Annotated in this window: 12 protein-coding genes; all 12 read left to right on the forward strand. The window is 61.6% G+C overall.

Annotated elements, in window-relative coordinates; genetic code table 11:
• Positions 1–4: 4 nt before the first annotated feature.
• The 12 genes from AC3G88_RS28640 to AC3G88_RS28695 all read left to right on the forward strand — a co-directional run bounded on the left by AC3G88_RS28640 (position 5) and on the right by AC3G88_RS28695 (position 9,995).
• Complete coding sequence (locus AC3G88_RS28640; protein ID WP_488894429.1) at positions 5–2,143, forward strand: portal protein; 2,139 nt, start codon at positions 5–7, stop codon at positions 2,141–2,143.
• Complete coding sequence (locus AC3G88_RS28645; RefSeq protein ID WP_488894404.1) at positions 2,136–2,438, forward strand: hypothetical protein; 303 nt, start codon at positions 2,136–2,138, stop codon at positions 2,436–2,438. The genes AC3G88_RS28640 and AC3G88_RS28645 overlap by 8 nt, the downstream gene beginning before the upstream one ends.
• Positions 2,439–2,461: 23 nt before the next feature.
• On the forward strand, positions 2,462–2,668 hold the full coding sequence (locus tag AC3G88_RS28650) for a hypothetical protein (RefSeq protein WP_488894405.1): 207 nt from the start codon (positions 2,462–2,464) through the stop codon (positions 2,666–2,668).
• A 112-nt stretch (positions 2,669–2,780) separates the two neighbouring features.
• The gene (locus AC3G88_RS28655; RefSeq protein WP_488894406.1) at positions 2,781–3,752 is read left to right on the forward strand and encodes a hypothetical protein; all 972 of its coding nucleotides are present in this window, start codon (positions 2,781–2,783) and stop codon (positions 3,750–3,752) included.
• Between the two features lie 5 nt (positions 3,753–3,757).
• On the forward strand, positions 3,758–4,693 hold the full coding sequence (locus tag AC3G88_RS28660) for a DUF5309 domain-containing protein (RefSeq protein ID WP_488894407.1): 936 nt from the start codon (positions 3,758–3,760) through the stop codon (positions 4,691–4,693).
• Between the two features lie 56 nt (positions 4,694–4,749).
• A complete protein-coding gene (locus AC3G88_RS28665) occupies positions 4,750–5,100 on the forward strand; it encodes a hypothetical protein (RefSeq protein ID WP_488894408.1) in 351 nt (116 codons plus the stop codon).
• Positions 5,097–5,696 carry a phage adaptor protein gene (locus AC3G88_RS28670; protein WP_488894409.1) on the forward strand — a complete coding sequence of 200 codons (600 nt, stop codon included), beginning with the start codon at positions 5,097–5,099 and terminating at the stop codon, positions 5,694–5,696. The genes AC3G88_RS28665 and AC3G88_RS28670 overlap by 4 nt, the downstream gene beginning before the upstream one ends.
• The gene (locus AC3G88_RS28675) at positions 5,689–7,143 is read left to right on the forward strand and encodes a hypothetical protein (RefSeq protein WP_488894410.1); all 1,455 of its coding nucleotides are present in this window, start codon (positions 5,689–5,691) and stop codon (positions 7,141–7,143) included. The genes AC3G88_RS28670 and AC3G88_RS28675 overlap by 8 nt, the downstream gene beginning before the upstream one ends.
• Entirely contained in the window at positions 7,143–8,171 is a 1,029-nt protein-coding gene (locus AC3G88_RS28680; RefSeq protein ID WP_488894411.1) for a hypothetical protein, read from the forward strand. Before AC3G88_RS28675 ends, AC3G88_RS28680 begins: the two co-directional genes overlap by 1 nt.
• A gap of 2 nt (positions 8,172–8,173) precedes the next feature.
• Positions 8,174–8,566, forward strand: coding sequence for a hypothetical protein (locus AC3G88_RS28685; protein ID WP_488894412.1), 393 nt, complete (start codon positions 8,174–8,176; stop codon positions 8,564–8,566).
• Entirely contained in the window at positions 8,566–8,973 is a 408-nt protein-coding gene (locus tag AC3G88_RS28690; RefSeq protein ID WP_488894413.1) for a hypothetical protein, read from the forward strand. The genes AC3G88_RS28685 and AC3G88_RS28690 overlap by 1 nt, the downstream gene beginning before the upstream one ends.
• Positions 8,970–9,995 (forward strand): hypothetical protein, encoded by a 1,026-nt coding sequence (locus tag AC3G88_RS28695; protein ID WP_488894414.1) that lies wholly within the window; start codon positions 8,970–8,972, stop codon positions 9,993–9,995. The genes AC3G88_RS28690 and AC3G88_RS28695 overlap by 4 nt, the downstream gene beginning before the upstream one ends.
• The last annotated feature ends 9 nt before the right edge of the window (positions 9,996–10,004 follow it).

Below are 10,004 nucleotides of genomic sequence, written 5' to 3' on the forward strand. Positions count from 1 at the left end.
CAAAATGTCGCCCGACGAGTTCAACGGGATCGTCGACAACGAGATCCAGCAGGCCGTGTTCTGGCAGGACTCGGCCATCAAGGACGACCGCGAGCGCAACTACCGCTACTACCTTGGCCTGCCCATGGGCAACGAGGTCAAGGGCCGGTCGCAGGTGGTGTCGTGGGATACGTTCGAGACCGTCGAATCGGTGCTGCCAGACCTGCTGGAGATTTTTCTGGCCAGCGACGAGATCGCGCAGTTCTCGCCCACCGGGCCAGAAGATGAGGCGTTCGCATCGCAGGCGACCGACTACATCAACTACCTGGTCACGAAGAAAAATCCGGGGTTCCTGATCTTCAACACGTGGTTCAAGGACGCGCTGCTGGCAAAGCTGGGCATTGTGCGGGCGTACTGGAACGCCGAGGCGCGCGTCTGCCGGGAGAACTACCGCGGCTTGGACGAAGACCAGATCGCGCTGATGCTCGAAGACGAGAACATCGACATCATCGACCAGCGCGAGTATCCGGACCCGGAAGACCAGCGCATGCGCGAGCAGGCAGCAGCGGCTGTCAACGCCATGGCGCCAGAGCAAGCTCAGCAAGTGCTGATGATGCTCCAGCAGCCGCCGAAGATGCTCTATGACGTGTCGGTCAAGGTCACGAAGCCGGGCGGGCAACTGTGCATCGACAACGTGCGACCCGAGACATTCGTGGTGTCCAAGCGTGCGACGAAGCTGTGCGACGCGATGCTGCAGGGCGAACTGCGCCCGTTCACGCGGTCGGACCTGGTGTCGATGGGTATCCCGAAGGAGAAGGCTTACAACGTCCTGGACTACGATTTCGCCACGCTGGAGACTGGCCGCTCGCTGAAAGAGCAGGCCGAGCACGACACGAATACGTGGCAATTCAACGAGTCGGACGTCTCCCCGGACAAGAGCGTCGAAGAGGTGTTGCTGTTCTGCGGCTTCGTCCAGGCTGACTATGACGGGGACGGCATTGCCGAGTGGCGCTATGTGATGCGCGGCGGCAACATGACGCTGAAGAACGACGAGTGCGACGGCCCCGACTTCTGCGCGCTGACGCCGATCCCGATTCCGCATGCCGTCTTCGGGCTCGCGTTGGCCGACACGGTGGCGCCGATCCAGCAGGTCAATACGGCGCTACAGCGGCAGTACCTCGATTCGCTGTTCATCGCCACCAACCCGCGTACATACGCAGTCGAAGGGCAGGTCAATCTAGACGACCTGCTGGACAACCGAATCGGCGGGGTGGTTCGGGTGAAGGCGCCGAACATGGCCGGCCCGTTCCAGGTGGCCAATGTCGCAGCGGACGCGCTGCAGGGCATCGAGTTCATGGATACGCGGCGCGAGCAGCGTACCGGCGTCACGCGGTACAACCAGGGTCTTGACGCCGACAGCCTGAACAAGACGGCCACCGGCGTTACCAAGATCATGGGCAAGGGCGACAAGCGCATGCTGATGATCGCGCGGATCTTCGCCGAGACCGGCGTGAAAGACCTGTTCAAGCTCTGCCTGAAGGTCGTCTGCCAGTACCAGGACAAGGCCGCAGTGATTCGACTGCGCAACCAGTGGGTGACGTTCGATCCGCGTACCTGGTCGTCGGAGATGGACGCGACTATCGAGGTCGGGCTGGGCACCGGCGACGAGTCGCTTCTGGTGGCCATGTGGAACAACATCATTGCCATGCAGACACAGGCGCTGCAGTCCGGGTCAAGCCTGGCAACAGAGCAGAACCTGTACAAGTCGGTCATGCAGCTCATGAAGGTCATGAAGGTCAAGGGCGCTGACATGTACTGGCAAGACCCGTCCAAGGCGCCAGCAAAGGAACCGCCACCGCCGAGCCCGGAAGAAGTGCTAGCGAAGGCTGAAGTCGAGAAGGCTCAGATCAAGGCGCAGTCCGATCGCGAAAAGCTAGCGAGCGACCGGCAAGTCAAGCACTTGGAATACCAGATCGAGCTCGTGAAGCTGCGTCAAGCTGAGGTGGCACTTGGCATCAAGGACCGCGATTCGCTGGTCAATGCCGCGGTACAGGCCGACAACCAGGACCGCGCCGATCGCGAGGAAACCGCCCAGAACATCAAGGACGTGGCCGGCTTCTTCAGCGGCGCCATGAACCCGCAACCGGGAGGCTTCAATGGATGATCGCACCGCAGAGCAGATCGCCCGCGCCCAGCGCGCCAAGCTGATTCTTGAAGACCCGCTGGTCGTCGAAGCAATGGACGCGATCCGCTCGCATCTGCGGCAGGCATGGGAATCGTCGCCAGCGCGGGACAAGGAAGGTCGGGAAGAGCTTTACCGCTACATGCGCGTTGCTGCGAACTTCGAAGCCGCCTTCCGTACCCATATCGAGTCCGGCGAGATAGCCGCCCACCAACTGCGCGCCGAGGAAGAGCAAAAGACCCTGATGGAACGGCTGCGCGACAAACTGCCGTTCTGACGGCACGCACGAAGGAGCAACAGATGGCACGCACGAAGGAGCAACAGGAAACGTTGGAAGAGTTCATTGCTCGCCACGAGGAAGCCTCGCAGGCCGCTGGCCTGGTGGTGACCAACGTCACGTTCCCGGATGCGCCGGCGCGGGTCTTTCCGGGCAAATACGCCGGCATCCCGGTGGCCGACGGCAAGACGGCCGAAGCGACCTACAGCGACGGCAGCAAGAACAGCTGATTTTCTAGGGCAAGTCACCAGCCCTCTTTGGTGACCGCGAAAGACCAACCGCCCCGAGCCCGCCTAGAGCGGGCTTTTTCATTGGCGGAGTCAACACTAAGCGAGGTGTGCAATGGAAGGTGAAATCACGACGCTGGAACAGTTTGCATCCGCAATGACCAGTCGGGATGACTCGGACGACGATCAGTCGCACGACGATGATTCCTCGACGCAGGACGCCGACAACGACCAAACCGCAGATGCGGAGTCGCAAAACGACGACCAGTCATCGGACCAGGCTGACGACGAAGACCAGACGGGCACCGAAGAGGACGATCAAGCCAAAGAGCAATCGGCCGATGACGCGGTGATCTCGTGGGAAACCGCCTCCGGTGAGAAGTTCGAAGTGCCTGTTGCCGAGCTGAAGCAAGGCTACATGCGCAGCCAGGACTACACGCACAAGACGCAGCAGCTCGCGTCCGATCGTGAGAACGCCCAGAAGCATATCCAACAGCAACTTGGCCATATCCAGGCATACGCCAAGGACCACGGCGAGCTGTACTCGACGCATCAACAGATCCAGCAGTTGGAATCTGCCATCGGTCAGATCAACCAAGAGATGGACCCTGTTGCGTATAGCACGGCTGTCAGCAACCTCATGCTGCTTCGTCAGCATGCGGGTCAGGTGGCAGGGCGTATTCAGCAGTACGCGGCCTACAAGGCTAACGAAAGCCAGGAGGCGGTGAAAACCGCTCAGAAGAAGGCGATCGAAGAGCTGTCGGGCCCGAACGGCATTCCCGGATTCGGCAAAGAGCTGGTGCAGAAATGGAACAAAACGGGGCGCGACTACGGTTTCTCGGACGAGGAACTGGCCGCGACGACCGACCCGCGACTGCTTCGCGTGCTGAACGACGCGATGCGGTTCCGCGAACTGCAGGCCAAGAAGCCCGCGGCTGTCGGCAAGGTAAAGACGGCCCCGCAGAAGCCGGCGAAGCAAATCGCTTCCACGCCGGCGTCCACCCTTGAACGCGATACGAAGGCATTCAGCGCGAATCCCAGTGTGGAGAACTTCGCCCGCCTTCTCGCACAAAAGTCGAAAGGATAAGCACCATGGCACAGCTTGCAAACTCGTTCTCGACCTTCGTCGCGGTTGGTAACCGCGAGTCGCTCGAAGACAAGATCTACAACGTCAGCCCCGAGGACACCCCGTTCCTGGCGACCATCGACAGCGGTAAGGCGTTCGCCACGTACGAAGAGTGGCAGACCGACGCACTGGCCGCCGCCGGCAACAACAAGGTCGAACAGGGCAACGAATCGACTATCGTCGCCGTGACGCCGACGGTTCGTGTGGGTAACCGTACCCAGATCTCGGAAAAGACCTACGCCGTTACCGCAACGCAAGAGGCGGTGAACAAGGCCGGCCGCAAGTCCGAAGTGAACTACCAGGACGCCAAGAAGATGGTCGAGCTCAAGCGCGACATCGAATTCGGTGCCCTGCAGAACACGACCGCAATCGCGGCAGCCGCCGGCGTTCCGGGCCAGTCCCGCGGCGTACTCGGCTGGATCGCCACGAACACCGACATCGGTGCTACCGGCGTGGACCCGAACCCGGTCACCAATACTGCACCCACCGACGGCACGCTGCGCGTCTTCACCGAAACGATGCTGAAGAACGCCATGCAAAAGGCCTGGGTGTCGGGTGGCAATCCGGACCTGATTCTGGTGCCTTCGGCCCAGCGCGGCATCGTGTCCGGCTTCACCGGCGGCGCAACGAAGTTCCTCGACACCGAGAAGAAGACCATCTATGGCACCGTCGAGGTGTACGTGGGCGACTACGGCCGCTACTCCATCGTGAACTCGCGCTACCAGCGCGCTCGCGACGTGTTCGGTATCCAGCGCGACATGTGGAAGCTGCTCACGCTGCGTCCGATGAAGGGCGAAGACCTGGCGAAGACCGGCGACAGCAAGAAGCGTCTCATCAACACTGAATACACGCTTCAGTGCAAGAACGAGGCCGCCAACTTCGCTGTCCGCGACCTGTCGTAATTTCACCCACCAGCAGCAAAACGGAGCCGTCCGGGGCAACTCGGGCGGCTTTTTTCATGGCAAAGCGAATTCTTAGCTACGGTACCAACAGCGCATTGATCTGGCATGACGAGCAGGACGGCAAGTGCGCTATTGAAACCGTGACGGACGTCGAACCGGTGATTGAGCGGGCCGCATACCTGCGCAATAGCGGGCATTCGCGCACCGGCATGGGCGACCGGCATATGGCCAGTATCCCGCTGAACATTCTGCAGCCATGGGCGGTGCAACGCGGCCTCAAATGGATGGACGTGATCAACGACCAGGCGCTGTTCACGCAGTTCATGCGGGAACATTCCAAGTTCATCGTTGACGACGCGTCGTTCGCTATGCCGGCCGCCGGCAACGTCTATCGGGGCGCACGATGATCTCTACCTATGACGATCTGAAGGCCGCGGTAGGCCGCTGGCTGCATCGCAGCGACCTGGCGGTGCCGGCGGAAGACTTCATCTCGCTATTCGAGGCGCGGGCCAATCGCGATCTCCGGGTTCGTCAGATGGAAGCCACGTACTCGCAGACGGTGACGGCACAGCGCAACCCGCTGCCGGCGGACTGGCTGGAACTGATCGGTAAGCCCACGGTCGGCGGAAAGCCACAGGACTTCATCACGCGAGACCAGTTCAAGCTGCTCGAAGGCACCGTGCCGGTGTTCGAAAGCGGCTACTTCAGCATCTTCGGGTCTAACATCTCGCTGAATGTCGATGTCTCGGCCGGGGTGGTGTTGGCATACGACTACTACGCAAAAATCCCGTCTCTGTCGGCCAGCGTCCAGACGAATTGGCTGATCACGGACGCACCGGATATTTACCTCTATGGCTCGCTGCTCGAGGCGGCTCCGTATCTGAACAACGATGCACGGATCGAGACGTGGCGCGGCTTCCTGACCGCAGCCTTCGATGACATCCAGGCGGCCAGCGACAAGGCGAAGACCTCGGGCGGCACGCTGGAGGTCCGGAATGCTTAGCAAGCTGATCGGCTTCACGCCGGACCTGGAAACCAACACACCGGGGATGCTGGTCGACTGCCAGAACCTGATCCCTGGTGAGCGGGGCATGAAAGCCGCACCGAGTCTGGTGTCTGCGAATCTGCCCGCATTGGCTGCGCCGGGCGCTGGTGGCGTGGTAGCGGTCAACCTCGACAACACGAAGCGTATGATCATCGGCACGCAGACTGCGCTCTACGAGCTGTCCGCGGGGGCATGGGTCAATCGCTCGCGGGTTGGTGGCTACACCGGCGGTCCGGAGTCCCGGTGGCGCTTCACACAATTCGGCAACGCCACGCTAGCGGCGAACGGCGTTGATGTGATCCAGCAGAGCATTCTGACGGGAGCATTCGCGAACGTCGCGACGGCACCCAAGGCCCGCATCATCGAGACGGTGCGCGGCTTCGTGATGGCGCTCGCAACGAATGACCCGACCTATGGTGATCGGCCTGACGGCTGGTGGTGCTCGGCGCTGTACGATCAGACCAACTGGACGCCGAGCCTTGCGACGCAAGCGGCAAACGGGCGGTTGATCGATACTCCGGGCGAAATCACCGGCGCCAAGGCGCTGGGCGACGACATCGTGGTCTACAAGGACCGGTCGATGTATATGGGGCGGTATCAGGGCCCGCCGATCATCTGGTCGTTCCTGCCGGTTCCGGGGGAGATCGGGGCGCCGTGCCAGGAAGCGATCGTGTCGATCGGCACTGCGCACATGTTCGTAGGGTTCGACAACTTCTACGTATTCGATGGTACGCGCCCGCAGCCGATCGGCGATGACGTGCGGGTCTGGTTCTTCAAGGACCTGAATTCGACCTACCGATACAAGATCATCGGCAGCCACGACGTGGCGAATGCGCTGGTCTACTGGTACTACCCGAGCACGACGAGCGCCACCGGCGCGATCGACTCGGCGATCGTCTACAACTACCGCCGGGGCAAGTGGGGGCGCGTCAAGCGCTCGATCCAGTGCGCGGTGAACTACATCTCTGGTCAGATCAGCTACGACACGCTGGGGAGTCTGTACGCGACCTACGAGGATCTGCCGATCGCGTCCTACGATTCGCCGGTCTGGCTGGCCGACAAGGCGCTGCTTGCGGTGGTGGACAGCACGAACAAGGTAATGACGGTCTATGGCGTGGGTGAAGACAGCAGCTTCACGACCGGCGATTTCGGCGACGACTGGCAGTACACGACGATCCAACAACTGCGGCTTCGCAATTCTGTCGAACCGACGACGGCGACGTGTCAATCATATGGGCACGCGACTATCGGCGCCGGGCTCACCTCTGGGCCCGCGTCGGATCTTGCCGACGGCAAATTCGATCTCTTGAACTCGTCGCGGTGGCACCGTGTGCGGGTGGATATGACGGGCGACGTCGAGGTGATCGGCTATGACCCACTGCTTGTGCCTGACGGGGGCTTCTGATGCGCATTCCGACAATCCGGCTGCCCAGCGCGCTGAGCGACCTGATTTTCGCGCTGACAAAGGTCCTTACCGACATCGCCACGCAGCTGAACAACCTGAGCGAAGGGCGTATCACTGCCGCGACAAACGCCGCCACAGCACCGCCGACGACTGATGCGCACCAGCTGGGTGACTTCATTCGAAATTCGAACCCGACGGTAGCCAGCGATGGCAGCGTGCTGATTGGGTGGGTGTGTACCGCGGCTGGCACGCCAGGCACCTGGAGCGAATCGCGGACGGCGAGCGGCAGTGAGCTGGCCGGCTTCCGAAACCTGCTGATCAACGCGCTGGGCCGGAACAATATCCGCGGCTATGTCAGCGGAACCGCGACGACGGCTGCCAACCAGTACACGTTAGACCGCTTCCGCGTCGTTGTGAGCGGGCAAAGTCTCGGGTTCGCTGCTACCGGCAATGGCTTCACGATGACCGCGCCCGCCGGTGGCGTGGAACAGGTAATTGAGGGTGGCAATATCTTCGGCGGCACCTACGTGCTGAACTGGCAGGGCACCGCGACTGCGACCGTGAACGGTGTAGCGGTGGCCAAGCGCGGCACCTTTACGCTACCGGCCAATACGAATGCGACGGTGCGCTTTATTGGCGGAACTTTCTACCTTCCGCAGCTGGAATACGGTGCAGTGCCGAGCCAGTTTGAGCTACGCCCGGCGCAATTCGAAGAGTTGCTGTGCCAGTTATATGCCTGCTTCGCGTCGTTCGGGCTCGGGCGGGCTGATTCGGCAACGTCCATCAACTGGGCACTGACTTTCCCCCGGCGCATGCGTGCGGTACCGTCGCTGACGATCGTCAAGCAGGCGCACTCCATAGCGCAGTTCGGTATCGGTACACAGACGTCATCAGGTTCGACATTCGTTAGTTCATTCCCCGGCCGGTGCCAGTACGTAGCCGGCATCAACGGCTATTCCGGCCTCTCCACAGGGAACATCTGCGCCATGGTGTCAGACGACGTCATTCTGGCTGTTTCGGAGCTTTGATCGTGTACAAGCGACAAGCTGACGCGTCGGGAGAAACGCTCTCAATTCTGCGGGATGACGGGGTGACCGTGCCGGTGGACGCCGAGAACGCTGACTATGCCGAGTATCTGGCTTGGCTGGATGCCGGCAACGTGCCAGAAGACATCCTGATGCCCATCGTTCCGCTGTTCGTCACACCGTTTCAGGCTAAGGCGGCGCTTCTTAAGGCCGGCTTGCTGCCACAGGTACAGGCTCTGCTGGACGCGCCGGAGACCCCGGAAATGTACAAGCTGGCTTGGAATGAGGCGCTGATGTTCGAACGCACTTCACCCATCGTTGCCGCCCTGGCAGCGTCATTGGGTCTCACAGACGATCAGGTGGATGCGCTGTTCCTGGACGCAAGGGGAGCAGCCTGATGCGACTCCATGTGATGGCGCGCGCCGCCGCTGACGAAAGCTGGCCGCTGCTTGCGCCGCTGTTTGAATCGGCGCTTTCGCACGGTGAGGGCGAACTGTCGACCGATGACATCCGCGAACTGGTGCGCGACGAACGTGCCTTCGTTCTGATCGCCGTGGACAAGGGCCAAATGCTGGCCGCCGCAGCGGTCGAGATCGTTGCCTATCCGCGTTTCAAGGTGGCCAACATCATCGCCACCGGCGGCAACCGGGTATTCCTGCGGCGCGAGGAATTGGCGTGGGTTGGCCAGATCGCGCGCGATATGGGGTGCGCGAAGGTTCAAACGTACTGCCGGCCGTCGATGGCCCGGCTTCTTGGGAAATTGGGCATGCGAGAGGCATATCGCGTAATGAGGCTAGACACATGAATCATCTGATCGATTCCATCTACGACGAGAACGACAAAGGGCCGAGCAATCGGCCCTTTTCTTATGGTCGACGCCTGTTCAAGTCGTCGGGGGGCGGCAATAGCACGCAAAGCACAAAGGTCGAGCTGCCCGACTATGTGGTGCCGTATGCCCAGCAGCTCATGCAACGCTCTGGCGACCTGTCGAATCAGGAGGTGCCGCAGTATGGCGGGCAGACGTATGCCGGCTTGAACGACACCCAGAACTCGGCTATCAACGGCATCATCAACCGCGCGCAGAACGGCTCCCCGCTGATCACTGCGGCGCAAAACGGCGTCCAGAACATCGCCAGCGGAAACGCCGGGTACAAGAGCGGGACCAACGCCTATATGGGCGACAACCCGTATCTGGACGCCTCGATCCAGAAGACGGCCAACGACATCGCGACCAACTATGCGACGGGTACCGGCGCGCAGACGATGGCGCAGTTCCGCAATGCTGGCGCGTTCGGTGGATCCGCTCAGGCCGAGACGCAGGCGCTCCAGAACAAGACGCTGGCCGACTCGATCGCCAATGCGTCGAACTCGGCGCGCATGCAGAACTACAACCAGAGCGCGCAGCTGGCTGAGAACGCGCTGAACCGCGACGCCGCCAACTACTGGCAGGGCCAGCAGAACCAGCTGAATGCCGCACAACTGGCGCCGACGCTGGCGAATCAGGACTGGCAAAACCTACAGGCGATGCTCACGGCCGGCGGCCTGCAGCAGCAGAACTCGCAGAACCAGCTGAACGACGCCTATACCCGGTGGCAGAACCAGGTCAACGCGCCATACCAGCAGCTCGAAACGCTGGCCAACGGCATCCAGGGCGCGACCGGCGGCGGCGTCGCGCGTACGACGATCGGTAACAACCCATACCAGTCCAATACCGGTGCGGGCATCCTCGGCGGTGCGCTCTCTGGGGCGTCTCTGGGGTCGTCGTTCGGGCCTTGGGGTTCGGCTATCGGCGGTATCGGTGGTGGTCTGCTGGGCGGCTTGTTCTAAGGGGCAATC

This window comes from Cupriavidus sp. 86D6, assembly GCF_057815095.1.

Bases quoted from the DNA above. Each gene is read 5' to 3' on its own strand.
- AC3G88_RS28650 (WP_488894405.1), top strand. From the start codon at position 2,462: ATGGCACGCACGAAGGAGCAACAGGAAACGTTGGAAGAGTTCATTGCT.
- AC3G88_RS28655 (WP_488894406.1), top strand. From the start codon at position 2,781: ATGGAAGGTGAAATCACGACGCTGGAACAGTTTGCATCCGCAATGACC.
- AC3G88_RS28675 (WP_488894410.1), top strand. From the start codon at position 5,689: ATGCTTAGCAAGCTGATCGGCTTCACGCCGGACCTGGAAACCAACACA.
- AC3G88_RS28665 (WP_488894408.1), top strand. From the start codon at position 4,750: ATGGCAAAGCGAATTCTTAGCTACGGTACCAACAGCGCATTGATCTGG.
- AC3G88_RS28645 (WP_488894404.1), top strand. From the start codon at position 2,136: ATGGATGATCGCACCGCAGAGCAGATCGCCCGCGCCCAGCGCGCCAAG.
- AC3G88_RS28660 (WP_488894407.1), top strand. From the start codon at position 3,758: ATGGCACAGCTTGCAAACTCGTTCTCGACCTTCGTCGCGGTTGGTAAC.
- AC3G88_RS28640 (WP_488894429.1), top strand. From the start codon at position 5: ATGTCGCCCGACGAGTTCAACGGGATCGTCGACAACGAGATCCAGCAG.
- AC3G88_RS28670 (WP_488894409.1), top strand. From the start codon at position 5,097: ATGATCTCTACCTATGACGATCTGAAGGCCGCGGTAGGCCGCTGGCTG.
- AC3G88_RS28680 (WP_488894411.1), top strand. From the start codon at position 7,143: ATGCGCATTCCGACAATCCGGCTGCCCAGCGCGCTGAGCGACCTGATT.
- AC3G88_RS28695 (WP_488894414.1), top strand. From the start codon at position 8,970: ATGAATCATCTGATCGATTCCATCTACGACGAGAACGACAAAGGGCCG.
- AC3G88_RS28690 (WP_488894413.1), top strand. From the start codon at position 8,566: ATGCGACTCCATGTGATGGCGCGCGCCGCCGCTGACGAAAGCTGGCCG.